This window comes from Roseibium aquae, from assembly GCF_008711285.1.
Classification (GTDB): domain Bacteria; phylum Pseudomonadota; class Alphaproteobacteria; order Rhizobiales; family Stappiaceae; genus Roseibium; species Roseibium aquae.
In genome coordinates this window covers 63622-89682 of sequence record NZ_VXDC01000009.1, presented here as the reverse complement: position 1 = coordinate 89682, position 26061 = coordinate 63622, and the positions used below count along the sequence as shown (strand labels likewise).

The 26061-nt window shown below is 60.6% G+C and carries 25 protein-coding genes; 19 read left to right on the top strand and 6 right to left on the bottom strand.

The features are described 5' to 3' along the window. The first annotated feature begins 34 nt into the window (after positions 1 to 34). The 4 genes from serS (at position 35) to F0184_RS15190 (ending at position 4303) form a co-directional block, all read left to right on the top strand. On the top strand, positions 35 to 1312 hold the full coding sequence (gene serS, locus F0184_RS15205; protein ID WP_150497053.1) for a serine--tRNA ligase: 1278 nt from the start codon (positions 35 to 37) through the stop codon (positions 1310 to 1312). Continuing rightward, complete coding sequence (gene surE / locus F0184_RS15200) at positions 1313 to 2071, top strand: 5'/3'-nucleotidase SurE (protein ID WP_150497052.1); 759 nt, start codon at positions 1313 to 1315, stop codon at positions 2069 to 2071. A gap of 16 nt (positions 2072 to 2087) precedes the next feature. Further along, entirely contained in the window at positions 2088 to 2777 is a 690-nt protein-coding gene (locus F0184_RS15195) for a protein-L-isoaspartate(D-aspartate) O-methyltransferase (protein ID WP_150497051.1), read from the top strand. A 110-nt stretch (positions 2778 to 2887) separates the two neighbouring features. Continuing rightward, the gene (locus tag F0184_RS15190) at positions 2888 to 4303 is read left to right on the top strand and encodes a murein hydrolase activator EnvC family protein (RefSeq protein WP_208998503.1); all 1416 of its coding nucleotides are present in this window, start codon (positions 2888 to 2890) and stop codon (positions 4301 to 4303) included. Positions 4304 to 4306: 3 nt separating this feature from the next. Here F0184_RS15190 and F0184_RS15185 read toward each other — a convergent pair whose 3' ends face one another. Then, complete coding sequence (locus tag F0184_RS15185) at positions 4307 to 5176, bottom strand: ATP-binding protein (protein WP_150497049.1); 870 nt, start codon at positions 5174 to 5176, stop codon at positions 4307 to 4309. 236 nt (positions 5177 to 5412) lie between these two features. On the opposite strand from F0184_RS15185, the gene yajC reads away from it, so the two are divergent. From yajC to F0184_RS15160, 6 genes are all read left to right on the top strand, one after another. Further along, positions 5413 to 5748 (top strand): preprotein translocase subunit YajC, encoded by a 336-nt coding sequence (gene yajC / locus F0184_RS15180; RefSeq protein ID WP_150497048.1) that lies wholly within the window; start codon positions 5413 to 5415, stop codon positions 5746 to 5748. 90 nt (positions 5749 to 5838) lie between these two features. After that, positions 5839 to 7449, top strand: a complete 1611-nt coding sequence (gene secD / locus F0184_RS20920) for a protein translocase subunit SecD (RefSeq protein WP_172972125.1) — start codon at positions 5839 to 5841, stop codon at positions 7447 to 7449. Between the two features lie 15 nt (positions 7450 to 7464). Next, complete coding sequence (secF, locus tag F0184_RS20915; RefSeq protein WP_172972124.1) at positions 7465 to 8418, top strand: protein translocase subunit SecF; 954 nt, start codon at positions 7465 to 7467, stop codon at positions 8416 to 8418. A gap of 9 nt (positions 8419 to 8427) precedes the next feature. Next, the gene (locus F0184_RS15170) at positions 8428 to 8805 is read left to right on the top strand and encodes an Mth938-like domain-containing protein (protein WP_150497047.1); all 378 of its coding nucleotides are present in this window, start codon (positions 8428 to 8430) and stop codon (positions 8803 to 8805) included. A 27-nt stretch (positions 8806 to 8832) separates the two neighbouring features. Then, entirely contained in the window at positions 8833 to 9684 is an 852-nt protein-coding gene (locus F0184_RS15165) for a phytoene/squalene synthase family protein (RefSeq protein ID WP_150497046.1), read from the top strand. A gap of 13 nt (positions 9685 to 9697) precedes the next feature. Next, complete coding sequence (locus tag F0184_RS15160) at positions 9698 to 10228, top strand: GrpB family protein (protein WP_206668356.1); 531 nt, start codon at positions 9698 to 9700, stop codon at positions 10226 to 10228. Positions 10229 to 10244: 16 nt separating this feature from the next. On the opposite strand, the gene trmFO is transcribed toward F0184_RS15160, so the two are convergent. Further along, a complete protein-coding gene (gene trmFO / locus F0184_RS15155) occupies positions 10245 to 11666 on the bottom strand; it encodes a methylenetetrahydrofolate--tRNA-(uracil(54)-C(5))-methyltransferase (FADH(2)-oxidizing) TrmFO (protein WP_150497045.1) in 1422 nt (473 codons plus the stop codon). 210 nt (positions 11667 to 11876) lie between these two features. On the opposite strand from trmFO, the gene F0184_RS15150 reads away from it, so the two are divergent. Then, positions 11877 to 12500, top strand: coding sequence for a hypothetical protein (locus F0184_RS15150; RefSeq protein ID WP_150497044.1), 624 nt, complete (start codon positions 11877 to 11879; stop codon positions 12498 to 12500). Between the two features lie 290 nt (positions 12501 to 12790). On the opposite strand, the gene F0184_RS15145 is transcribed toward F0184_RS15150, so the two are convergent. From F0184_RS15145 to uvrA, 3 genes are all read right to left on the bottom strand, one after another. Further along, positions 12791 to 12940 (bottom strand): DUF1127 domain-containing protein, encoded by a 150-nt coding sequence (locus F0184_RS15145; protein WP_150497043.1) that lies wholly within the window; start codon positions 12938 to 12940, stop codon positions 12791 to 12793. 426 nt (positions 12941 to 13366) lie between these two features. After that, on the bottom strand, positions 13367 to 13516 hold the full coding sequence (locus tag F0184_RS15140) for a DUF1127 domain-containing protein (RefSeq protein WP_150497042.1): 150 nt from the start codon (positions 13514 to 13516) through the stop codon (positions 13367 to 13369). 214 nt (positions 13517 to 13730) lie between these two features. After that, on the bottom strand, positions 13731 to 16664 hold the full coding sequence (gene uvrA, locus F0184_RS15135; RefSeq protein ID WP_188656276.1) for an excinuclease ABC subunit UvrA: 2934 nt from the start codon (positions 16662 to 16664) through the stop codon (positions 13731 to 13733). 381 nt (positions 16665 to 17045) lie between these two features. On the opposite strand from uvrA, the gene F0184_RS15130 reads away from it, so the two are divergent. Beyond that, positions 17046 to 17594, top strand: coding sequence for a single-stranded DNA-binding protein (locus tag F0184_RS15130; protein WP_150497041.1), 549 nt, complete (start codon positions 17046 to 17048; stop codon positions 17592 to 17594). A 178-nt stretch (positions 17595 to 17772) separates the two neighbouring features. Beyond that, a complete protein-coding gene (locus tag F0184_RS15125; RefSeq protein ID WP_208998502.1) occupies positions 17773 to 19797 on the top strand; it encodes a L,D-transpeptidase family protein in 2025 nt (674 codons plus the stop codon). Positions 19798 to 19930: 133 nt separating this feature from the next. Here the strand turns inward: F0184_RS15125 and F0184_RS15120 are convergent, their stop codons facing one another. After that, positions 19931 to 21082 carry a zinc ABC transporter substrate-binding protein gene (locus F0184_RS15120; protein ID WP_150497040.1) on the bottom strand — a complete coding sequence of 384 codons (1152 nt, stop codon included), beginning with the start codon at positions 21080 to 21082 and terminating at the stop codon, positions 19931 to 19933. Between the two features lie 193 nt (positions 21083 to 21275). Between F0184_RS15120 and F0184_RS15115 the strand changes: the two genes are divergently transcribed. From F0184_RS15115 to paaE, 6 genes are all read left to right on the top strand, one after another. Then, positions 21276 to 22136 (top strand): PaaX family transcriptional regulator C-terminal domain-containing protein, encoded by an 861-nt coding sequence (locus tag F0184_RS15115; protein WP_150497039.1) that lies wholly within the window; start codon positions 21276 to 21278, stop codon positions 22134 to 22136. Between the two features lie 139 nt (positions 22137 to 22275). Then, positions 22276 to 23268, top strand: coding sequence for a 1,2-phenylacetyl-CoA epoxidase subunit PaaA (paaA, locus tag F0184_RS15110; protein ID WP_150497038.1), 993 nt, complete (start codon positions 22276 to 22278; stop codon positions 23266 to 23268). An 85-nt stretch (positions 23269 to 23353) separates the two neighbouring features. Next, a complete protein-coding gene (gene paaB / locus F0184_RS15105) occupies positions 23354 to 23638 on the top strand; it encodes a 1,2-phenylacetyl-CoA epoxidase subunit PaaB (RefSeq protein WP_150497037.1) in 285 nt (94 codons plus the stop codon). After that, positions 23638 to 24414: a 1,2-phenylacetyl-CoA epoxidase subunit PaaC gene (gene paaC, locus F0184_RS15100; protein WP_150497036.1), complete on the top strand. Its 777-nt coding sequence runs from the start codon at positions 23638 to 23640 to the stop codon at positions 24412 to 24414. The genes paaB and paaC overlap by 1 nt, the downstream gene beginning before the upstream one ends. Positions 24415 to 24418: 4 nt before the next feature. Beyond that, positions 24419 to 24931 (top strand): 1,2-phenylacetyl-CoA epoxidase subunit PaaD, encoded by a 513-nt coding sequence (gene paaD, locus F0184_RS15095; protein ID WP_150497035.1) that lies wholly within the window; start codon positions 24419 to 24421, stop codon positions 24929 to 24931. A 20-nt stretch (positions 24932 to 24951) separates the two neighbouring features. Then, positions 24952 to 26028, top strand: a complete 1077-nt coding sequence (gene paaE, locus F0184_RS15090) for a 1,2-phenylacetyl-CoA epoxidase subunit PaaE (protein WP_150497034.1) — start codon at positions 24952 to 24954, stop codon at positions 26026 to 26028. The last annotated feature ends 33 nt before the right edge of the window (positions 26029 to 26061 follow it).

Below are 26061 nucleotides of genomic sequence, written 5' to 3'. Positions count from 1 at the left end.
GTCGTAACCCTCTAGCGCCGTACCGGGATACAGTATGTTCGATATCAAGTGGATCAGGGAAAACAGCGACGCCTTCGACCGGGCCTTGGCCAAACGTGGCTACGAAGCGTGTTCGGCCAAGCTGATCGCGCTTGACGACGCCCGTCGCGCGCATATCACCAAGCTTCAGGAAGCCCAGGAACGCCGCAACTCCGCCTCCAGGGAAATCGGTAAGGCCAAGGCCGCCGGCGACGAGGATAAAGCCCAGTCGCTCATGAAGGAGGTGGCCGATATCAAGGCCTTCGTTCAGTCGGGCGAGGAGGAGGAGCGCAAGCTGATTGCCGCGCTTGAGGCGGCGATGGCGGTTATCCCCAACTTGCCGCATGACGACGTGCCGGTCGGCCCTGATGAATCCGGCAACGTGCTTTACCGCGAACATGGCCAAAAACCGGTCTTTACATTCAATCATGCGCCCAAGGAACACTTCGACCTCGGCGAGGCCCTTGGCGGTATGGATTTTTCAACGGCCGCCGAGTTGTCCGGAGCCCGGTTTGTTGTGCTGAAGGGCCAAATCGCGCGTCTTGAACGCGCGCTTGGCCAGTTCATGATTGATCTCCACACACAGGAACACGGCTATACCGAAGTGTCGCCGCCTCTCCTGGTGCACGACAAGCCACTGTTCGGAACGGGCCAACTGCCGAAGTTCGAGGAAGACCTCTTCAAGGCGGGAGACCATTATCTGATCCCAACGGCCGAAGTGCCGCTGACCAATCTGGTCGCCGGTCAGATCCTGGCCGAAACCGATTTGCCGCTTCGCGTGGCCGCGCTGACCTATTGCTTCCGGTCCGAAGCGGGGTCGGCCGGCCGTGACACCCGTGGCATGCTGCGTCAGCACCAGTTCGAGAAATGTGAAATGGTGTCGGTCACCACCCCGCAAGAGTCGCTGAACGAACTGGAGCGCATGCTGGACTGCGCGGAAAACGTGTTGAAGAAGCTGGGGCTTCACTATCGAGTCATGACCCTTTGCACCGGCGATATGGGATTTGGCGCGCGCAAGACCTACGACATCGAGGTCTGGCTGCCCGGGCAGGGCAGCTACCGCGAAATCTCCTCCTGCTCCGTTTGCGGAGATTTTCAGGCCCGGCGCATGAATGCCCGCTACCGGCCCGCGGATGCGAAACAGACGGTGCCCGTGCACACCCTGAACGGCTCGGGTCTGGCCGTAGGCCGCACGCTCATTGCCGTTTTGGAGACCTACCAGAACGCAGATGGAACTGTGACGGTTCCGGAGGTTTTGCGCCCTTACATGAACGGACTGGAGACAATTGGCTAAATGCGGATTCTCATCACCAATGACGACGGCATCAACGCCCCGGGTCTCGACGCGCTGGAACGGATCGCCGCCCAGTTGTCCGGCGACGTGTGGACCATCGCTCCGGAAACCGACCAGAGCGGTGTAGCTCATTCGCTGACACTCAGCGACCCGTTGCGGTTGCGGCAGATCTCGGAACGCCGCTTCGCACTGAAGGGAACGCCGACCGACTGCGTGATCATGGGGGTGCGCAAGGTTCTGCCCGACATGCCGGATCTGGTGCTGTCCGGCATCAACCGGGGCCAGAATCTGGCCGAGGATGTCACCTATTCCGGCACGGTGGCCGGTGCGATGGAAGGTGCCATTCTTGGCATCCGCTCCATCGCCGTGTCCCAGGCCTATGATTGGAACACGAAGACCGAGCCCCCCTATGAAACGGCGGAGGCGCACGCGCCAGCCTTGTTCAGGAAGCTGATGGCCTTCGACATGCCGCGCTACACGCTTCTGAATGTCAATTTTCCGGCCGTCCGCCCCGACGCGGTCAAGGGCGTGCGGGTGACCGTGCAAGGGCATCATGAACAAAGCGGCCTTGTGATCGACGAGCGGGAGGACCGGCGCGGATTTCCATACTACTGGCTCGGCTTCCGCGACAGGGGAGAATCCATTCGCGGCAATTCCGATCTTCATGCAGTTCGGGACGGCTACGTTTCGGTCACGCCGCTCCGCATCGACTTGACCGCGCATGATATGGTGTCGGACCTGACAATCGGTCTGACCTGACAGCCAAAGGCGGCGCATGGCCATTCGCGTATCCGATCCACAGTCAGATGGTTCTCAGGTCCTGCCCGACGAGGCGGAGGCGAGGGCGGCACTGGTTCTGGGACTACGGCGCCGGGGAATTGGTTCTCGCGAGCTGTTGTCCGCGATTGAGCGCGTGCCGCGCCGCTTGTTCCTGTCCGCCCGCCATCATGATCTGGCCTACGAGGATTCGCCGTTGCCGATCGAATGCGGGCAGGTGGTGTCGGCGCCGTCCTTTGTCGCCGCGGTGCTGCAGGCGCTGTCCGTGTCATCCAGCCATTCGGTGTTGGAGATTGGCACCGGATCCGGCTATCAGGCCGCCATTCTTGGGCATTTGGCTGCGCGTGTCGATACCATTGACAGGTACAGAACTCTGGCGGATCTGGCCCGTCAACGCCTGGCGGCCTTGAAGATGACCAAAGTGGAGGTCCACTGCGCGGACGGATTTACCGGACTTAAGTCGAAAGCTCCATTCGACCGTATCATCCTGACCGGCGCTGTTGATGCGGTGCCTGAAACCCTGATCAACCAGCTGACACCGGACGGTGTCCTGATTGCCCCCATCGGCCCGGCCCGCCAGGCCCAGGTGCTGACCAGGATCTCGTTTGAGACCGGGAACCGCGTGGAGAAGCAAATTGACCGGGTCCGGTTGGTTTCGATGTCTCCCGGCCGGGCGCAGAGCCTCTAACTCCCGATCCTTTTAGCGGATTTCTTCAGGTTTTATAAACCTTACTGCTGTCTACTCTTAACCATAACGGCCATTTCTAGTTCGGTTTGAGTAGGGCTATGGATAAGCGGATGCGTACCCTCCGCAGCGACTTGATGACCAAAGTCGCTCTGGTGACACTGATTGGCGGCGTTCTCGCCGGCTGCAGCAATGCTGTGGAACGGTTCGGAGAGGCGCCGATCTACACGGGCGGCACCGGCAATCAGCGCGCGATTTTGGGCGGTGAGGCAAGTCAGCCAAGTTACGATGATATCGTCAATGGAACCGGCGGGACGGTCGCCGGTTTGCCCCCGGCGTCATCAGCCCCTGTTTCGACCGGCTCAATCCGCACCCCCGCGCCGCAGCGCACCATTCAAAGTCAGCCCCTTCCAGCCATGCAAGGCGTGCCCCAGCCCGGTGCCGTCCTTGCGGCGCCGGCAGCGGTAGTGTCCGCGCCGGTGGTCCCGGCCGGTGCCGCGCAGCCCGTGTCCTGGAAGGGGTGGACCTCCACTGGCGGGACGCGCATCGCTGCCAGGTCCGGCGACAGCGTCGACAAGATCGCGCGCCGCTACGGTGTGCCGGCGCAGGCTGTCGCCCGTGTCAACGGCCTTCCGGACAATGCGCCGCTTCAGCCCGGCCAATCCATCATCATCCCGACATATGTCTACGGCGCCCAGGACACCCCGGCGCGGCAAAGTGTTTCCGCCGCGCAGCCGGTCGCCCTGCCTGCAGCTTCTGGACCGGTGCCGCAGTCGACCGGGTCCATTGCGGCAACGTCCCAAAGCGGCGTGCCGCAGCGCAAGCCAGCACGGCAGCCCAGTTTTGCGGAGATCTCCGCCGGGCAAGTCGCGGCCTCATCGCCGGAGCCCATCCGCGTCAGTGCCGCGCCGCGAACCAAGCCGGTGACGTTGCCGTCCGCTTCGGGGCAGATGCCTCAAACCACAGCATCGATCTCCAGCCCGGCGAGCCCGCCGATCCCAGATCGCCAGCCGGTCCGGACGGTCTCCACGTCCCAGCCGGCTCCGGCTTCCGGCCCGTCGGCAACGCCGAATCCGGCAGGATCCAGCATGCCCGAGCAAACCCCGCAGGTCGTGGCAGCCGTGCAGCCGGAAGAAGTATCGGCCAGTGCGACGCAGTTTCGCTGGCCAGTGCGTGGGCGCATCATTTCCGAGTTCGGCGCCAAGCCGGGTGGTGGACATAATGAAGGCATCAACCTGGCCGTTCCGGAAGGAACGCCGGTGCTCGCCGCGGCTCCCGGTACAGTCATCTACTCAGGCAATGAACTGCAGGGCTACGGTAATCTGGTTCTCTTGCGCCATGACGATGGCTGGGTCAGCGCCTATGCGCACAATAGTGAGCTGAAAGTCAAACGGGGCGATACGGTCCGGCGCGGAGATGTGGTCGGCCTGGCGGGCGCAACCGGTTCGGTCACCACGCCACAGGTGCATTTCGAGCTCCGCCGCGGCAACAAGCCGGTCGATCCCCTGAAGTACCTCCCCAGGGGATAGGGCTCAAAGCGTTTTCTCTAGGCGGCCGGCGAGATCCTGGATGAACTGAAACGCGACACGGCCCGAGCGGCTTCCCCTGGTTGTGGCCCATTCCAGCGCTTCGGCGCGCAGGCGGGCCGGTTCGATGATCAGGGCATAGTGATCGGCATACGCGCGGACCATTTCGAGATAGTCGTCCTGGCTGCATTTGTGGAAACCGAGCCACAATCCGAACCGGTCGGACAAAGACACTTTTTCTTCCACAGCTTCCGCCGGATTGATCGCGGTCGATCGTTCGTTTTCGATCATGTCACGGGGCAGTAGATGCCGCCGGTTCGAGGTGGCGTAGAAGATCACATTGTCCGGCCGTCCCTCGATCCCGCCTTCCAGCACCGCCTTGAGCGACTTGTAGGACGTGTCGTCGTGGTCGAAGGACAGGTCGTCGCAGAAGATGATGAAACGGGCTTCGGCATCGCGGATCTGCATCATCAGGGCGGGCAGGGTGTCGATGTCCTCGCGGTGGATTTCCACCAGCTTCAAGGTTGGGCTGTCCAAGCTGGCATTCACTGCCGCATGAACGGCCTTGACCAGCGAACTCTTGCCCATTCCCCTTGCACCCCAGAGCAAAGCGTTGTTTGCGGGGAGGCCTTTGGCAAAGCGCCGCGTGTTGTCCAGAAGGATCTCCTTGAGGCGGGTCACGGCACACAAGAGTGCCAAATCCACGCGGTTGACCCGCGCCACCGGATGAAGCTCGCCCGGGTTTGGCCACCAGACGAAGGCGTCTGCGGCCGTGAAATCGGGCACCTTCGGGACAGGCGGGACGGCCCGTTCTAAGAGGGACAACAGAGAATCGAGTTTGGCATTGAGAGCCGAAAGTGTGTCCGGGTCGGTCATTTGTGCCTTGTATCCCCTGTCAATTTGCCCCATTTGAGGACCATCTTCGCCGGCTCGAACGGTTAGCACGGTGTGAAAGGCGCGGAAAAGCCGTTTCGGGGCGTTCCGGTACGCTGGTTGATGCCGGTATGCCTTGAAAACGCAACAACCGTGGTTATAGTCCGCGCCACTGAAAATCCTCCAGCCGTCTGGACTGCTCTCGCGCAGACGGATCTTTGGACGTTAGGGAGACTTGAATGCTCATTACGCCCGCCTACGCGCAGGCCGCCGGTCCGGCTTCCGGTTCCGATTTCCTGTTGTCGCTCCTGCCATTTGTCGCGATTTTCGCCATCATGTGGTTCCTGATCATCCGGCCCCAGCGGCAACGGATGAAACAACATCAGGAAATGGTGTCTAACCTGCGCCGTGGTGACACGGTGGTCACGTCGGGCGGCCTGATCGGCAAGGTGTCGAAAGTCGTCGACGATGGCGAGCTGCATGTCGAGCTTGCCGAGGGTGTCAAGGTTCGTCTTGTCCGCAACATGGTACAGGAAGTGCGCGCCAAGTCGGAGCCGGTGAAGGACAACTCCTAACGCTGTCCTTTCCGGCCGGATCCGATCCGGAAATGAAATGCGGCGGGCCGGTCTCACAGCCGGCCCGAACTCCATCACAGGCTTGATGTCATGCTCTATTTCGCCCGCTGGAAGATCGCCCTGATTGTGGTGGTGATCACCGCCGGTTTTCTCGCAACGCTTCCCAATTTCCTGTCCAAGCAGACCCTTGAGAGCTGGCCGGACTTTCTGCCGAAAAACCAGATGGTTCTGGGCCTCGATCTTCAGGGGGGCGCGTATCTCCTTTATGAGGTGGATCAGCAGGATTACGTTCAGAAACGGCTGTCCAGCCTTGTCGGAGACATCCGGACGCTGCTTAGGGAAGATCCGAGGATCGGCTATACCGGGCTGGGCGTTCAAGGCGATGCTGCACAAGTTCGCATCCGGGATCTGAGCCGGCTGGAAGAAGCAGCCGAACGGCTCGACGAACTGCGCAATCCCCTCGTGTCTTCCCTGTTCGGCGGTCAGCCGGTCGACGAGTTCGAGCTGACTGTCGGCAATGACGGGTTGATACGCTTCACCTACACCGAAGATGGTCTCGACAACCGTTTGCAATCGATCGTTCAACAGTCGATCGAGGTGATCCGCCGGCGTGTCGACGAACTCGGCACCACCGAACCGAACATTCAGCGTCAGGGCACGGACCGCATTCTTGTCGAGGCGCCTGGCGAAGACGATCCCGAGCGCCTGAAGGCCCTGGTGGGGCAAACGGCGCAGCTGACCTTTCATATGGTCGACAATTCCATGTCGGGCGATCAGGCGCTTCAGGTTCGCCCGCCCGTGGGCACGATGGTCGTCATGTCGATGGACGACCCACCCATTCCGTATCTTCTCGAGGAATCCCCGCTTCTGAGCGGAGAAGATCTGGTCGATGCCCAGGTCAGTTTCGATCAACGGACGAACGAACCGGTGGTCAACTTCCGGTTCAACACTTCCGGCGCGCGGAAGTTTTCCAACATCACGCAACAGAATGTCGGCCGTCCGTTTGCGATCGTTCTGGATGATGAGGTGATTTCAGCCCCGGTTATCCGTGAGCCGATCACCGGGGGATCGGGCCAGATTTCCGGCAGCTTCACCGTGGACGGAGCGAACGATCTGGCCGTTCTGTTGCGCGCCGGGGCACTGCCCGCCAAGCTCACCGTGATCGAAGAACGGTCCATCGGGCCCGGACTTGGGCAGGATTCCGTCGATGCAGGCCGGATCGCATCGATCATTGCCGGTGCCGCTGTGATCATCTTCATGATCCTGGCCTACGGGCGTTTCGGCATTATCGCGGATTTGGCGCTGGCATCGAATATCGTTCTCATTTTCGGCGCGCTGACCTTCCTGCAAGCCACGTTGACCTTGCCGGGGATCGCCGGGATCGTCCTGACCATCGGGATGGCGGTTGATGCCAACGTTCTGATCTTCGAACGTATCCGGGAGGAGGCGCGGGCCGGTAGATCCGCGATTTCCGCGATCGACGCGGGCTACAAACGCGCGCTTGGGACCATCCTTGATGCGAACATCACGACGTTGATCGCCGCGCTGATCCTGTTCCAGCTTGGCTCCGGCCCGGTCCGGGGGTTTGCCGTCACACTGGCGATCGGGATCTTCACGACGGTGTTCTGCGCTTTCACCTTCAGCCGCCTGCTGGTGGCCACGTGGGTCCGCTGGCGGCGGCCCTCTCAATTGCCGATTTAGTCCGGGAGACAGATCATGGCCTTGCTCCGTTTGGTGCCGGACAACACGCATCTCAAATTCATGTGGTTGCGGAAGGTGAGCTTTCCTGCGTCCATCCTCCTTGTGCTGGCGTCGATTGCGCTGTTCGTGACAGTCGGCCTGAATTACGGGATCGACTTCAAGGGCGGCACGATCATCGAACTCAAGACCGATGGTCCGGCTGATATCGCTCAGATCCGCTCGGACCTCGGAACCCTGAATCTTGGCGATGTTCAGGTTCAGCAATTCGGTGGAGAGGACGAGGTTCTCGTCCGCGTCGAGGAACAGCCGGGCGGCGAATTGGCTCAGCAGGCCGTTGTCGGACAGGTCCGAACCCTGTTCGAGGGCAAGAACTACGAGTTCCGCCGGGTCGAAGTGATCGGGCCGCGGGTTTCGAGTGAACTCGCCCAGGCGGGCACCATAGCTGTTGGCGTGTCGCTTCTGGCGATCCTGTTTTATATCTGGTTCCGGTTCGAATGGCATTTCGCCGTTGGCGCCATCATCACGACGGCTCATGATGTGGTAATCACGATCGGCCTGTTCGTGATCCTCCAACTGGATTTCTCGCTTTCGTCCATCGCGGCCGTTCTCACGATTATCGGTTACTCGCTCAACGATACCGTGGTTGTCTATGACCGGATCAGGGAGAACTTGCGAAAATACAAGAAGATGGCTCTTTCGGATCTGCTCGACCGCTCGATTAACGAAACCTTGTCCCGAACGGTGTTGACCTCCGTCACAACCCTTCTTGCGCTTCTGTCACTCTACACTTTCGGCGGTGAAGTCATCCAATCGTTTACGCTTGCGATGATTTTCGGGATCCTGATCGGAACCTATTCGTCGATTTTCATTGCGTCGCCGATCTTGATCCTTCTCAATCTGCGCGGCGACGGGAAGGCTCCGGACGGAGAAGAAGGCGCAGCGGAAGCAAAAGAGGGCGTTCAGGCCTGAGGCGGATTGATGTTGGTACGCGAGGCGCATTTCCCCGGACGGGCGCCGATCGACAGCTATGGCGACGGCGGTTTCCGCTTCGCCGAGATGTCACACCGGGGTTCTATCCTGTGTGTTCCGAGCGGGATTTATGGTTGGGCGCCAAACAAGCCGGCAGACCTTGATCTGAAGGCCTTTGAAAAGGTCTTCGAAGAACAGGAAGAGATCGAGGTCCTTCTGGTGGGAACCGGGAATGATCTCGTGCCGCTTCCAGCTGATCTCAAGGCGGCCTTTCGGGAAGCCGGGATCATGGCGGACTCGATGTCGACCGGAGCCGCCGTCCGGACGCTCAATGTGCTGTTGTCCGAAGACCGGGCCGTGGCCGCGGCCCTTGTTGCCGCTGATTAAGTCTTCTTCGGAGTGACAACAGTCCTGATGACTAGCGATTTCGATCACGCTGCGGAAAGCCTGCGCACACAGGACTGGAATCGGTACATGTCCGTTCTGTTTGCCGACAAGGCGCACCGGCCGGGTCTGTTCGCCCTTTATGCGTTCAATGCGGAGATTGCGCGGGTCCGGCAGATGATCAGCGACCCTTTGCCAGGCGAGGTTCGCCTTCAATGGTGGCGGGACTTACTCAACGGTGTGGAACACGGCGAAGTTGCCGGCAATCCCAATGCGGCCGCGCTCCAAAGAACGATTGCCACGTATCGGTTACCGGTCGGTGCGTTTCAAGACCTGATCGATGCGCGTGTTTTCGACCTGTATGATGATCCGATGCCGAGCCTCCACGATCTTGAAGGCTATGCAGGTGAGACCACGTCCGCTATTTTCCAGATCGCGGGAATGATCCTCAATGGTGGGAAAGACCCCGGTACGGCCACCGTGGCCGGTCATGCCGGTGTTGCCTACGCCTTGACCGGCCTGATGCGCTCGCTTCCCTATCATGCGTCGCGGCGTCAGGTCTTTCTGCCCTCTGATCTTCTGGCCCGCCATGGCGTGCGGATCGAAACCGTTTTTCAGGGCCAGACCACCCCTGAGCTCAAGGCGGCTCTCTATGAGATGCGCGATCATGTGCGTCACCATCTGAAGCGGGTTCGCGAGAATCTGGATGCAATTACGCCGCGGATCGCGGCAGCCTATCTTCCGCTGGCGCTGGTCGAGCCCTATCTGAAAAAGCTCGAGGTGCCGGACCACGATCCGCTCAAAGAACTGGCCGAAGTGTCCAAATTGCGCCGGCAATGGCTTTTGTGGCGGGCAAGCCGGAAACCGGTCAGCCGGATATAGGAGCGCACACCGGGTGAAGGAAACAGTCGAACTGACGGAATACTCGCGCGAATGGGCTCAGCAGTTCGAGGAGGAAGCTGTCCGGGTTGCGGGCGTTCTGGGCGGGAACCTCACCAGCCTCCATCATATCGGCAGTACGGCCGTGCCCGGGCTCCTTGCAAAACCCATCATTGATCTCTTGGCGGAAGTGGTAAGCCTTGAGGCCTGCGACGCAGCAACAGCGGGCATGCAGCTTCTCGGGTATGAGGCGATGGGGACTTTTGGCATCGCGGAACGTCGGTATTTCCGCAAGTTCAACGCCGAGCGGCGCCGGACCCACCACCTGCATGTTTTTGTTGCCGGGTCGGATCACGCGATCCGGCACCTGGCTTTCCGGGACTACCTGATCGCACATCCCGAAAAAGCCGCCGAATATGTTGCCCTGAAACGCAAATTGTCCAGGATTGATGGCGGGGATTGGGACAGTTATGTCTCTGGCAAGGACCGCTTCGTTCAGAATATGGAGCGTCTGGCTGTCGATTGGTATGCGGAACGCGGCGCCTGAGGCGCCGCTCCCACAATCACTCAGCCGCGGCCTGAACAGGGCCGATCTGCGCTTGCCAGGCGGCAAAATCCGTTTTGGCGCGCTGGGTCATCGCCAGTTTCTTGGCCCGTGTCTTGTCCTTGCCCTTGATGCGCTTGCCGTCCGCGTCCTTGGTCGGTGCTTCCACCGGCGGAAACAGGCCGAAATTGACATTCATCGGCTGGAAGGAGCGGGGAGCTGACGGCGCTTCCTCGTCCCGCGAGATATGACCGCCGGTAATGTGGGCGAGCAGCGCGCCCATGGCGGTGGTCGCCGGCGGGGCTGAGACAGCTCGCCCAAATCGCTCATGAGCAGCGAAGATGCCGGCCATGCAGCCGACGCTGGCCGATTCCACATAGCCTTCGCATCCTGTGATCTGACCGGCGAACCGCAGGCGCGGCTCTGCCTTCAGACGCAGACTTGCGTCGAGAACCTTGGGTGAATTCAGGAACGTGTTCCGGTGCAGCCCGCCCAGACGGGCGAACTGGGCGTCTTCCAGGCCGGGGATCATCCGGAAGATGCCGGCCTGCGCGCCGTATTTGAGTTTCGTTTGAAATCCGACCATGTTGTAGAGCGTGCCGAGCGCATTGTCCTGGCGCAGTTGCACCACCGCGTAGGCCTTCACCTCCGGATTGTGAGGATTGGTCAGGCCCATCGGTTTCATCGGGCCGTGGCGAAGGGTTTCCCGACCCCGGGCCGCCATGACCTCGATCGGCAAGCAGCCGTCGAAATAGGGCGTGTTCGCCTCCCATTCCTTGAAATCCGTCGTGTCGCCCGCCAGAAGAGCATCGATGAACGCCTCGTATTGGGCCTTGTCCATCGGGCAGTTGAGATAATCCTTGCCGGTTCCGCCGGGCCCTGCTTTGTCGTAGCGGGACTGGAACCAGGCCTTGCCCAGATCGATGCTGTCGAAATGGACAATCGGCGCGATCGCGTCGAAAAAGGCCAGTGCATCTTCGCCGCTCTTGGCGAGAACCGCTTGCGAGAGCGCGGGCGAGGTGAGGGGGCCGGTCGCCACGATCACGCTGTCCCACTCCTCGGGCGGGAGGCCCGCGATCTCGCCACGCTCGACGGTGATCAGCGGATGGTCGGTCAGGGCCTTTGTCACGGCATCCGAAAACCCGTCCCGGTCGACCGCAAGCGCGCTGCCGGCGGGCACCTGGTTCGCATCGCCGCACGCCATGATCAAAGACCCTGCCTGGCGCAGTTCATGGTGAAGCAGACCCACCGCGTTCTGCTCGGAATCGTCGGAGCGAAACGAATTGGAGCAGACCAGTTCCGCCAGCCCGTCCGTCTGGTGGGCGTCGGTGCGCCGGACCGGGCGCATTTCATGAAGAACGACCGGGATACCGCGCCGGGCGATCTGCCAGGCGGCTTCCGAACCGGCCAGGCCACCGCCGATCACATGGATAGGCTTCATACAGTCCTCTGTCTCAAGGGGTTTGGGGCCGCAGTCACGGTGCGCGAGATCGCCTTCGTTCACCATTGTCCGGGCAAATGCGATCTTTTGCCTGCGGCATGTCATAACATGTGATGATCCTAGCAGAATTTAGATGGCTCCGCCAATCTTGGCGCGGATCATTCCGGGGTATCCGGCAGGGGCAGGGACAAGGACGGAGGGCTTGAACGCATGGTTTGGCTTCATATCCGCCGGGCGCTGATTTCGATGGGCTTGGTGGTTTTGGTCTCCGGCTGCGTCAGTCAATCGGATGGTGACGCGGGCGCATGGTTTGCCTATTCGGAAGGTTTGGGCCCGACACAGGACCGGTTGTTTATCTGTCACGGTTTTGGCTGCATCTATCGCTCACCGGTCCGGTATTCCGGTCGTGATACCGGTCATCTGCGCGCGCTGCTCGCCCGGGGCCGGGCATCGCCCGCGGCCGAGCGCGAGGCGATCGCCCGCGCAGTGGCCTGGAACGAACGCCGGGTCGCCCCTGAGGTCGGGTCGGCGGATGACCGGGGCGGTCTTGATCTGCACAACGCCCATGTGCGCGGCCAGATGGACTGTATCGACGAGGCGACCAACACCACCAGTTTGCTCCTGATGGCGCAGACACGCGGGTATCTGAGGCATCACACGGTGGGCCGGCCTGTTTCCCGGGGCTTTCTCCTCGATGGAAAGTACCCCCATGCCACCGCCTCCATCCGGGAAAAGCAGTCCGGGAAACGATACGCGGTCGACTCGTGGCCACGCGGGAATGGCAAAGCGCCGGATATCGTTGCCCTGAAAGCCTGGATGTCCAAGGATTACTAGCTCGTATGCAGGCGGCGTGATTGCGGGGCGCGGCCCGCAACGTGTGGAAACGGTAACGTGCCCCCGCCGATATGGCTCCACCGAAGGCGTTCAGCGTATGCTCCTGGGGGCATAATCCTGAACGCAAAAACTGGCCGCAAAAACTGGCCGCAAAAACTGGCCGCAAAAACTGGGCCTTGAAACAAAGAACGCCTGCCGGTGGGAGGTCCGGCAGGCGTCTTTGAAACCCGCAGTGACATGCGGGAGGCCGGGCGTTGCCATGGGAGGTTGGCGCGGCCCGGATGTTCGGTTCACTTCATCGAGGCGCGGGCATACCGGTCGATATCGCCGCGGCTGATCCCGAGATCTGTGAGTTCGCGCTCACTCAGACGGGACAGTTCATTGTAGGTGTTCTGGTAGCGCTTCCAGTTGCGGAAGGAGCGAACGACGGAATCAAGCATGGTTCTGGCCTTTCTATGGGGACCGTGTCTGTGGGGGCCGTGGTGCCGTTCGGCGCCGGGCCCGATCAAATCTGTTGAGTGCTAGATAAGCCCGGACTTGCCCATCAGGTAGACCCTATTTTGCAAGACAGCCTTGAGTAAAATGCAGGTCACCAAAGTCTTAAAGGCATTGTTGAAAGTTGATCCGCATAGATCAGGTGCCGCCGTCACACTTAATTTCTGGGTGCGGGCACTGTTGTACTGATCGGACGTATGGAAAAAGGTGCGGGGCGCGCAGGCTTGAAAAACGATCGCCCGCCGGTGGGAGGAGGTACCGGCGGGCGTCGTTTGGATGAGACAAGGCTGGGAGGAGGTGGCCTTGCCTCGACGCGGTCCTTGGCTTGGGAGGAGGAGGTAGCCTTGGACCGCGAGCTTTTTCGAGTTCGGTCAGCCGCGTCCGCGACGGGCGACAAACTCAATCTGGTTGCGGGTGATGCCAAGATCGCCCAACTCCCGGTTGGAGAGCCGAGACAGCTCATCCACGGTGCGGCGGTACTTCACCCAGTTGTTGTACTTGCGAACGACGGTGTCGAACATCGACCTATTTCTTTCTGTCCATGGCAGCGCGTCGCGGCGCTGCGTCATCAACTCGATGACCCAGATATAATTCGCGCTCCGAATTAAAAGAAGGCTCAGAAATGCATGTCAGTCATGCGCTGTTTGCAATGCAGCACAAATTGTCGCAGCCATCGGCCGGACAAAAGCAAAAAAGCTTGAAAGTCCTCACGGAAAAAGCTTGGTGCACTGCAACCTATTCGGCGGCATCCACGGTGTGATGCGGCCGGCGTGCCAGGAGTTCCTTCAGGAATTGCCCGGTGTAGCTGGACGCGACGTCCGCGACGTCCTCCGGCCGCCCGGTGGCCACGACGGTGCCTCCTCCATCGCCACCCTCCGGCCCCATATCCACGATCCAGTCGGCCGTCTTGATCACCTCAAGGTTGTGTTCAATGACCAGAACCGTGTTTCCCTGTTCGACCAGTTCATGCAGCACTTCCAACAGCTTTGCCACGTCATGGAAATGCAATCCGGTCGTCGGTTCGTCCAAAATATACAGCGTCCGGCCCGTGGAGCGCTTCGACAGTTCCTTGGCGAGTTTGACCCGTTGCGCCTCGCCGCCTGACAGGGTCGTGGCCTGCTGTCCGACCTTGATGTATCCGAGCCCCACGCGTGCGAGGGTTTCCATCTTGTCGCGTACCGCCGGAACGGCGGAGAAGAACGCGGCCGCTTCCTCAACGGTCATGTCGAGGACATCGGCGATCGATTTGCCCTTGAATTGCACTTCCAGCGTCTCGCGATTGTAACGTTGTCCCTTGCAAACGTCGCAGGTGACATAAACGTCTGGCAGGAAGTGCATTTCGATCTTGATCACGCCGTCGCCCTGGCAGGCCTCGCAGCGCCCGCCCTTGACGTTGAAGGAAAACCGGCCGGGCGCATATCCGCGCGCCTTCGCCTCGGGCATGCCGGCGAACCACTCGCGGATCGGCGTGAAAGCGCCGGTATAGGTCGCCGGATTGGAGCGCGGTGTCCGGCCGATTGGCGACTGATCGATATCGATCACCTTGTCCAGATGCTCCAGGCCGTCGATCCGGTCGTGCGGCGCCGGATTGTCCCTCGCGCCATTCAGCCGCCGGGCCGCGGCCTTGAACAGCGTATCGATCAGGAATGTCGATTTGCCGCCGCCGGACACGCCGGTGACGCACGTGAATGTGCCGAGTGGAATGTCGACGGATACGTCTTTCAGGTTGTTCCCCCGTGCGCCGATCACGGAGATCTTCCGCGTTTTCTTGATTTTTCGGCGTTCGGCCGGCTGCGGGATCACAAGGGTGCCCGACAGGTATTGGCCGGTAAGGGAGTTCGGGTTGGCCATGACTTCGGCCGGCGTGCCCTGGGCGACGATTTCCCCGCCATGGACACCGGCACCGGGGCCAACATCGACGACATAGTCCGCAGACAGAACCGCATCCTCGTCATGCTCAACGACAATCACGGTGTTTCCGAGATCGCGCAGGTGTTTGAGCGTCTCGAGCAGGCGGGCGTTGTCGCGCTGGTGCAGGCCGATCGAGGGTTCGTCGAGAACATAAAGCACACCGGTCAGTCCGGACCCGATCTGAGAAGCCAGCCGGATGCGCTGGCTTTCGCCGCCGGAGAGCGTCCCGGACCCGCGCGACAGGGTCAGATACTCCAGACCGACATCGTTGAGGAATTTCAGCCGCTCCCGGATCTCCTTCAGGATCCGGCCGGCGATTTCCCGGTCCTTGGCGCTCAGCAGGTCTGGCAGCGTGTCGAACCATTGTCCGGCATCCCGGATGCTGAGTTTGGCAGCGTGGCCAATATGCCGCCCGGCGATCCGCACGGCCAGCGCTTCGGGTTTCAGCCGGTAGCCTTCGCAGGCCGGACACGGGTGATCGGACTGAAAGCGCGAGAGTTCCTCGCGCACCCAGCTGGATTCTGTCTCCCGCCAGCGCCGTTCGATGTTTCCAATGACACCTTCAAAACTCTTTTCCGTCCGGTAGCTGCGCACGCCGTCATCATAGACGAACTCGATCTTTGCTTTTCCCGTCCCGTGCAGAATGGCGGTTCGGACCTCTCCCGGCAGATCCGTCCAGGGGGTCGCCATGGACACGTCGTAGTGCCGGCACAAGGCCTCCAGGGTTTGCGTGTAGTAGGGAGATGTCGAACCGGTTTTGGCCCAGGGCAGGATCGCGCCTTCGCGCAAGGACAGGCTTTGGTCGGGGACCACTAGATCGGCCTCGAATGCCAATGTGGTGCCCAGCCCGTCACAGGTGGAGCAGGCGCCGAACGGGTTGTTGAAGGAAAACAGCCGGGGTTCGATTTCCGAGATCGTGAACCCCGACACGGGACAGGCGAATTTTTCGGAAAAAATCAGGCGGGCTGGATGGCCGTTTTCGTCTGTCTGATCGGCGAATTCGGCTATTGCGATGCCATCGGCGAGCTTGAGCGCCGTTTCGAAGGAGTCGGCCAGACGGCCTGCGATATCATCGCGCACGACAATCCGGTCCACGACTACGTCAATGTCATGCTTGATTTTTTTGTCCAGGGCCGGGGCGTCGGCGATTTCATGGAATGTCCCGTCGATCTTGACCCGCTGGAACCCCTTTTTCATCAGGTCGGCCAACTCTTTCCGGTACTCACCCTTGCGGCCGCGCACAATCGGCGCAAGCAGGTAGAGGCGGGTTCCCTCGTCAAGCGTCATCACCCGGTCGACCATCTGGCTGACGGTCTGGCTTTCGATCGGCAGGCCGGTGGCCGGCGAATACGGCACGCCGACCCGGGCGAAGAGAAGGCGCATGTAATCATAGATTTCGGTGACCGTTCCCACCGTGGAGCGCGGATTCTTGGAGGTCGTCTTCTGTTCGATCGAGATCGCCGGCGACAGGCCCTCGATCTGATCGACATCCGGCTTCTGCATCATCTCCAGAAACTGGCGCGCATAGGCCGACAGGCTCTCGACATAGCGGCGCTGGCCTTCCGCGTAGATCGTGTCGAAGGCCAGCGAGGATTTTCCAGACCCGGAAAGGCCGGTCATCACTATCAGCTTGTCCCTCGGCAGATCGAGATCGACGCCTTTCAGATTGTGCTCCCGCGCGCCGCGAACGGACAGTGTCCGTGTGGGGTCAATCGGTGCGGAGGGACGGGAGGCTGGGGCAGATTTCGATTTCGCCATGACGGACGATCCTCGGAGCAAGGTATTGGCAGGCGTTGGATGCCGGGAACGGAGGGCCGTGCGCGATCCGGTCAAATGCCGGATATAGCATTCTACCGTGGCAGCGCCAGCCGGCCGGACCGATCCGCCTGCGATTTGTGCATATGACAGGCAAACACTATGCTTGCGAAATGAACATAACAAGAACAAAATAGCCAGATCTATCGGATCCACGAGGTCGGCAAGGCCCGGCGGGCCAATCTTGCGGTCCCATTTGTGGAAAAGCGCTTGTTGCACCGGAAAAGCATCGGATGGCGGGCACGAAGGCGATAGGGTCGGGCAAATTTCAATCTTTGGCGCCGAAACGGCAGGATTTCAGCGCCTTCGCAACAGGAGGTCGTTATGGCGGGCAGCGTCAACAAGGTCATTCTCGTGGGAAATCTTGGAGCCGATCCGGAAATCCGCCGGACCCAGGACGGGCGTCCGATCGCCAATTTGAGCATCGCTACCTCGGAAAGCTGGCGGGACCGCAACAGCGGGGAACGACGGGAAAAGACGGAATGGCACCGGGTGGTCATCTTTTCCGAGGGGCTCTGCAAGATTGCTGAGAACTACCTGCGGAAGGGATCCAAGGTGTATCTCGAAGGCCAATTGCAGACCCGCAAGTGGCAGGATCAGTCGGGCCAGGACCGGTATACGACCGAAGTCGTTCTCCAGGGCTACAACGCCAACCTGACGATGCTCGATGGCCGTGGAGAGGGTGGCGGCGGCGGCAGCATACCCGACTATAGCGGCGGTTCGTCCTCAGGGGGCGGCTTCGGGGGTGAATCCGGCGGTGGCGGTGGCTATGGCGGCGGGTCCGGCGGTGGCTATGGCGGTGGCCAGGGCGGCGGCTTCGGCGGCGGTGGGCAGAGTGGCGGCGGCCCGATGGACGATGAAATCCCCTTCTAAAGGGCGGCAATTTGGTCACACATCCGTGACAAACGCCTTTGCGGCGCCGCGACCGGTTTAACCCTTCGCACAGCCGTGTTGTATTACTTTGCGTCACGGTGTGCGCGAGTCGGCTTGATGTTTGTCCGGTGCCGCGCCTCCGCCGGGCCCATCCGACTTGAGACGAGTTGTTATTCGAATGACAAAATGCACCAAGATTCCGACAGCGCAGGCGATTGCGGGCATCCCGATGCGTCCGGCTCGTCTCACCTTCACCGCGGCGTTGATGGCCAGTGTTCTGGCTGCGGGCTTTACCGGACTGAGCCCCACCGATGCGCAGGCGCAAAATTTCTTCGAGCGGCTGTTCGATCCCGAACGCCACCGGGCCGAACAGCAGCGGCTGGAGGCGGAGCGCCGGCGTCAGGCGCTGAAGCAAAAGGCGACCCAGGTCCGTGTCTCGTCACCGCGCTTCCTGACATATCAGGCCGATGCCTGGAAAACCGTGTCATTGGCCACCCTTGCCGAAGTCAAAACGGCCGCGGTCGAAACCGGCCCTGATGAAGGCGCCGAGGGGCAGAGCATGACCGAAGCTGCGGCAACGCCCGTTTTGACGGATTTTGACCGCGCGCGGCCGGTTCTCAAAACGCTGCGTTTCAAGGCCCTGCCAGAGGTTGCCGCGGCTCTGGAGACGCATTACCGGGAAAGACCGGTCTTCATCTGGACGACCGACGGCGAACCGAACGCAGGCGCGCTTTCGGCGATGGAGGCGCTGGACAAGGCCGCGCTTTTCGCGCTTGATCCCGATGATTACGCTGTATCCATGCCGATCATCCCGGCGGCGCCCGCCGCGGTTCCCGATGACGCGGATGATGCCGCCAAGGAGGCGTTCGAGGCGGCGGAACTGAAACGGGCCGAAGTGATCATGGGCTTCGAGATCGAACTCTCGATCGCGGTCTTGACCTATATTCTGGATGCCGAACGCGGCCGGATCGATCCGAACCGGCTCTCCGGCTACCACGACCTTCCGCGCCACCAAGTCGATCTGGTTTCCGCCGCGCGGGCGTTGCAAACGGCGCAGGATGTCCGGGCGGTTATGGAAAGCCATCACCCGGCCGGCGATCATTTCCAGCTTTTGAAGGCTCAGCTCGCGGAGTTGCGGGCGCAGGACGAGGAAGACGAGCGCATCGTCATTGCGCCCGGCACGTTTCTCAAGGTGGGCCGGAGCAGTCCGGAAGTGGCCAACATCGTTGCCGCAATCGTGAAGAACGGGTCCGACACCCTTAAGGAAGCGCATGCGGAAACCCTTGCCGCCTATGATGGTGAAGAGCTGTATTCGCAAGAGATTGCGGATCTGGTGAAGGCCTATCAGGCGGAAAACGATCTCGCCGCCGACGGCATTGTGGGCAAGAACACCATCCTTGCGCTTGTCGGGGTGACCAATGCCGACAAGATTGCCAAGATCGAGCTTGCGATGGAGCGCAGCCGCTGGCTCCCTGAACACCTGGGTGAGCGGCATGTGATGCTCAATGTGCCGGCTTTCGAGGCCACGCATTTTTCTCCGGACGCCGAGCCCTTGACCATGCGCACCGTGGTCGGCAGGAAAACCAACCAGACATACTTCTTCTACGACACGCTGGAAGTGGTTGAATACAACCCTTATTGGGGTGTGCCATACTCCATCATCATCAATGACCTGCTGCCGAAACTGGCCGCCGACCCGAGCTATCTCGACCGGTCCGGCTATGAGGTCACCACGGTCTCCGGGCGTCAGGTGTCTTCCGCTTCCGTGGATTGGTATGCGGTGGCCGCCAAGGAAAAAAGCATCAACGTCCGCCAGTATCCGGGGCGCTCCAACGCCCTGGGGGAACTGAAGATCCTGTTCCCCAACAAACATGCCATCTACATGCATGACACCCCGCAAAAGCACCTGTTCAAGAAGGACAGCCGCGCTTACAGCGCAGGCTGCGTGCGGCTGGAAGATCCAAGAGCGATGGCGGCGGCCGTGCTGGGCATGAGCGAGGACCATATCGCCTCCCAAATCGCAACTGGCCGGACCATTCAGGAAAGCGTCGGCGGGGACATCCCGGTGTACGTGTCCTACTTCACGGCCTGGCCGAACACGGAGGGCGTGATCGAGTATCATGCCGACGTTTACGACCGCGACCAGCATCTGCTCAAGGCGCTGGAGACCACCGACGAAGCGCGGATGGCTGCCCGGAGCTGATGGCCGGCCGGGACCGGCTGATCGGCTGACATGTATCTTTGTAGTGAGCTGCGGAGCGTGGATGCTCCGCAGGTTTCATTATGTTTTGTGTGTGATTGGGGTCACCACTTGAGGCACAAATCTGTCCCGGTCATCAGCCTTGCGAAAAACACTCTTCCAGGCTCGATGCGACGCCCTCAATGACTGTGGTGTAAAGATCGGGTCCGTTTTCAACCATCGCCCCAAGCGGGTCCAATAAAACAGCCTTGGTCTGGGTGCCTTCGATGACAGAGTCGACGATCTTCGGTTCAAACTGCGGTTCGATGAAGACACAGGCGGCGCTGCTTTCTGAAATCAGATCCCGGATCTGGCGAATCCGATCCGCGCTCGGCGGCGTGTCCGGGGAAATCGAGATCGCGCCGGCGGCCTCAATGTCGAACCGGTGCTCGAAATAGCGGTAGGCATCGTGGAAGACAATGAAGCCGGTGTTGTTCAGCGTGGCCATCCGGCCGGAGATTGAGGCGGAGAGGTTGTCGATCTTCTGGCGGGTGTTTGCTGCATTCGCCTTATATGCGTCCGCGTGTTCCGGATCAGCTTCAATCAAGGCCGCTTCGATCGCGTTGACCATGGCTTTCCCGTTTTCCGGATCCAGCCAGATATGCGAATCCTTGCCGCCATGCGCGTGATTATGCCCTTGATCGTGGCCCGCATGCTCCTCTTTGTCATGCCCATGATCATCATGCGACGCGTGATCATGGCTGTGGTCATCGTGGCTATGGTCGTCATGTGAACGATCGTGTTCAGCATGATCGTGGCCGTGGTCATGACTTGCGTGCTCTTCCTTGCCGTGATCATGATCGTCATGGCCGTGCGCCTCTTCGCCGTGATCGTGGGAATGCCCTTCGAAACGCGCGCCTTCCCGATACCCCAGAAGGTGAACGCCGGGCGCTTTCATCAACTCGATCTGAACGGCATTGGCGGCCAGTGTTTCGATTGGTTTTTCGAGCGCCGGTGCAAGTTGCGGGCCGACCCAGATCACCAGGTCCGCATTTTGCAGATCTGCCGCTTGAGACGGTTTCAAGGCAAAGCCGTGCGGAGAGGCCGCGCCGTCGATCAGGAGCGACGGCGTGCCAACCCCTTCCATCACGGCCGCAACCAGCGAATGGACCGGCTTGATCGTGGTCACGACCTTCAGGTCTTCAAGCGCAAGCGCGCCGCCGCCCCAAAGGCCGAGCGAGGTGGCTACAGTGGTGAAAAGGGCCGTGCGGCGGGTGAGGGAGGGGGAGGATTGCGAAGACAGGGGCATGAAGCGGATCCATGAATTGATGTAATTCTATTACGTGTAATCATATAACGTTTCATATATCGAGGTGCAACCGTTCTTCCTCAAGATGACTGGAATTGGGCGGCCCTTGCCCGGAGCACGGCTTCAACGCTAAACAGAATTGTGTTGAGAGCCTTGGTCAGAGGGAGTCGTTGCCATTCCAGATCCCGCCGCGATGATCCAAACCGCATTCCCCGCCATCCTGGCTTCAGCGCTGGACGAAACGCCGAAGGCTGCCGCATTCATCGTCACGATCTACGGGGATATTGTCGATCCGCGGGGCGGTGTGCTGTGGATGGGCAATCTCATCGAGATCTGCTCCTGGTTTGGGATCAGCGAAAGCCTGACGCGGACGGCCGTATCGCGCCTTGTGTCCGCCGGCCAGTTGGCCGGTGAACGGGTGGGCCGGCGCAGCTTCTACCGCCTGACCGATCGTGCGCGGGCGGAATATCTGCAGGCGGCCGGTATCCTGTTCCATCGCCGGGAGCCACAATCCGGCTTTTTCATCGCCCTGAATGTGCCGGCTGATCAGGATCGCACCCTGCGCGGGCAGGGGTTCGTGCCCGTGTCCACGGGGGTCTGGATCGGGACGGCGCAGCCGGGCGAGGAATTGCCGGGCGTCGTTTTCGCGGCCAAGGCGCTGTCCGGGACACCCGCCGTGGCTGCGCTTGCCTCTGGAGCCTGGCCGCTTGACGACTACAGGGTGAAATATCAGAGCTTTATCGAACGGTATTCACGGATTGAATCAACGTTGCTGGAGGACGGCGGCCTGCGGCCCGCGGACGCTTTGGCCTTGCGGCTTGCGATGGTCCACGCCTACCGTGCGGTGGTCTTGAAGGACCCGCATTTGCCGCCAAACGCCCTGCCGCCGGATTGGCCGGCACCTTTGGCGCGGGCGTTGTTCAACCGCCTCTACCTCCGAATGACCGCCGCGGCGGAGGTTTATATCACCGGCAATCTTTTGGCGGTTGACGGGCCGCTCTCGGCTGAGACGGCGGCGTCTAAGAAACGCCTGCAAGGCTTGCGAAGCTTTTGATTTTTCCTGCGAAAGCGCGGACGGCTTGGATCAGGAGGTAAAACATTACAAAATTTATACGGATTTCGCTTTTCGTGTGATGCTTTCTGCGGTATAAGTTGCAGATGAAACATCTTGTTGCATGTCTGGAGGAGAGGTCATGTACGCGCAAATGGTGAAATCCACGGGCGAGGGCGTCAAAGATCTCAAGGAGATGTCGCCGGAAGAACGGGCCTTTCAGGAGCGCATTGACCGCGGCGAGAAAATCGAGCCGAAAGAGTGGATGCCGGAAGGCTACCGCAAGACGCTTATCCGGCAGATCGGCCAGCATGCGCACTCCGAAATCGTTGGCCAGCTGCCGGAAGGCAATTGGATCACCCGCGCGCCGACGCTGGAGCGCAAGGCGATCCTGCTTGCCAAGGTGCAGGACGAGGCCGGCCATGGTCTTTACCTTTACTGCGCGGCGGAAACGCTCGGTGTCAGCCGGGACGAGCTTTTGGAGAAGCTTCATTCCGGCAATATGAAATACTCCTCGATCTTCAACTACCCAACGCTGACCTGGGCCGATATTGGCGCCATTGGCTGGCTGGTCGATGGCGCGGCCATCATGAACCAGGTGCCCTTGCAGCGCACGTCCTATGGCCCTTACAGCCGGGCCATGATCCGGATCTGCAAGGAAGAAAGCTTCCACCAGCGCCAGGGCTACGACATCATGATGAAGATGGCCAAAGGCACGCCGGAGCAAAAGGAAATGGCGCAGGATGCGCTCAACCGGTTCTGGTACCCTTCGTTGATGATGTTCGGCCCGTCGGACAAGGATTCCGTCCATTCGGCGCAGTCGATGGCCTGGAAGATCAAGATCAACACCAATGACGAGCTTCGGCAGAAATTCGTCGATCAGACCGTGCCGCAGGCTGAATATCTTGGCCTGACAATCCCCGATGAGAACTTGGCGTGGAACGAGGAAAAGGGCGGCTACGATTTCTCCGAGCCGGACTGGTCTGAATTTTATGAGGTCCTGAAGGGCAATGGCCCGTGCAACAAGGAACGCCTCGGCGCCCGGGTCAAGGCATGGGAAGACGGCGCCTGGTTCCGCGAAGGGCTGATGGCCCATGCAGAAAAACAATCTGCTGCAAAATTGGCCGCGGAATAGGATCAGTGACACCGGGTCCCATCGACACAACGATAAAAACATATTGTGCAAAAAGCCCGGCACTGGTGATTTTGGGAGAGATCCGATGAAAAAGGAATGGCCGCTTTGGGAAGTCTTCATCCGGGGACAGCACGGCCTGAACCATCGTCATGTCGGCAGCCTGCACGCACCGGATGCGGAGATGGCGATCAAGAACGCGCGTGATGTCTACACGCGGCGCAATGAAGGTGTGTCGATCTGGGTGGTTGAATCCAAGCACATCACTGCCTCAAGTCCTTCAGAGCGGGGCCCGCTGTTCGAACCCTCCAACGACAAGGTCTACCGCCACCCGACTTTTTTCGACATTCCCGATGAAGTGGGACACATGTGATGGAGGCCGCCGCTGATCAAGTCGATCGGACAGCCTACGCCACCTGGTTGATGCGCATGGGCGACAACACGTTGATCCTCGGGCACCGTTTGTCGGAATGGTGCGGTCATTCACCGGTCCTCGAAGAAGACATCGCGATGGCCAACACCGCGCTGGATCTGATCGGTCAAACCCAGCTTTGGCTCGGGCTGGCCGGAGAGGTGGAAGGCGCGGGGCGCACGGCCGACAACCTCGCCTATCTTCGAGATGCCTCGAAGTTCCGCAATGTCCTGATGGTCGAGCGTCCGAACGGGGATTTCGGCCAGACGCTGATGCGCCAGTTCCTGTTCGACGCCTGGCACCACGCCATGCTGACGGAGCTCTTGACGTCAACCGAGGAACGGGTCCGCGAGATCGCGGCCAAGGCTCTGAAGGAAGTGTCCTATCATCTGGAGCGTTCGGCCGATCTGGTGATCCGGCTGGGTGACGGATCTGAAGAGAGCCATGCCCGCATGCAGGCAGCGCTGGACGACCAATGGGCCTATACCGGCGAGTTGTCGACACCCGACGAAATCGACACTGCCACGGCTGCGGCCGGGATCGCGCCGGACCTTGCCAAAGTCGGGACGGTCTGGCGCCAGACAGTGGAAGAGGTGCTGCGGGCGGCAACACTTTCCGTTCCGGACAGCACCTTCGCGCATCAAGGCGGCAAATCCGGCCGGCATACGGAGCACTTGGGGTATATCCTGGCCGACATGCAGTTCCTGCAGCGCGCTTATCCCGGCGCGGTCTGGTGACACGATGCATCCCTCCGTCGACACAATCTGGTCCTGGCTGGGTGAGGTGCCCGATCCGGAAATTCCGGTCATATCCTTAACCGATCTTGGCATCATCCGGGACGTGGCCTGGGACAAAGACACCCTGGTTGTCACGGTTACGCCGACTTATTCGGGCTGCCCGGCAACCTCCGTGATCAATTTCGAGATCGAAAAGGTGCTGCTGGACAAGGGCGTGGAGCAGATCCGGCTGGAGCGGCGCCTGTCACCGCCCTGGACCACGGACTGGATCAGCACAGTGGGCCGCGAAAAGCTCAAAGCCTATGGCATTGCCCCGCCCATTGACGGCACGGCGGCCGACGGCCGGGCCGCGGGATTGGCAAGCCGCCTGACCGGGCAAGGAAATCTTGTGATCGAGTGCCCGCGCTGCGGTTCAATCGATACCCAAAAGGTGAGCCAATTCGGCTCGACTCCCTGCAAGGCGGCCTACCGGTGCCGGAGCTGTCTGGAACCTTTCGACTATTTCAAATGCATCTGAGCTGACGAGGACCGCGCCGTATGTCCCGCTTTCATCCCCTAGAAGTCACAGATATTCAGCGCACGACGCGTGATGCCGTGGTGGTCACCTTGCAGCCCCGAGAGGAAGACCGCGCTGCTTTTGACTTCATTCAAGGCCAGTACCTGACTTTCCGAAAGGACTTCGACGGCGTGGAGTTGCGCCGGTCCTATTCGATTTGTGCCGGCAAGGATGACGGCGTCCTGCGGGTTGGCATCAAGCGTGTCGATGGCGGGGCGTTCTCGACCTGGGCCAACGAGGATCTTGCCAAGGGCGCGGTGCTGGAAGCCATGCCGCCCATGGGCCGGTTTTTCACTGAACTGGACCCGTCCAAGGAACGCCACTATCTCGGGTTCGCGGGCGGCTCAGGCATCACGCCAGTACTCTCCTTGATCAAGACAGTGCTCGCACGGGAACCCGGCTCGCGCTTCACGCTCGTCTATGCCAACCGCGCTATCAACTCGATCATGTTCCGTGAGGAGCTCGACGATCTGAAGGATCTGTATCTCAACCGGTTCGCTGTGCTTCACATTCTGGAAAACGACGCGCAGGATATCGAGCTTTTCACCGGACGGCTCGATGCAGATAAACTGAAGCGCCTTTTCGAAACCTGGATCGACCCCACGGCGATCGATACCGCGTTCATCTGCGGTCCCGAGCCGATGATGCTGACGATTTCGGACAGCCTCAGGCAGCATGGATTGAGACCGGAGCAGATCAAGTACGAGCTTTTCGCCTCCGGTCAGCCTGGGCGGGCCAAGGCGCCGGCCAAAAGCAAGCTGGCGGCCGAGCGCGCAGGCGAGGCGAAGGCCACGGTGACGCTTGATGGCACGACCCGAACATTCACCATGCCGAAAACGGGTCAAAGCGTGTTGGAAGCGGCGATCGAGCACAATCTCGACGCGCCCTTTTCCTGCAAGGCCGGGGTTTGTTCGACCTGCCGTGCCAAGGTGCTCGAAGGTGAGGTTGAAATGGCCCAGAACCATGCGCTTGAAGACTATGAAGTCCGCGCCGGCTATGTGCTGACCTGCCAATGCACGCCGCTCACCGACACAATCGTCGTTACCTATGACCAGTGAATTTTCAGGCAACGAACTGATTAAAAATAGATA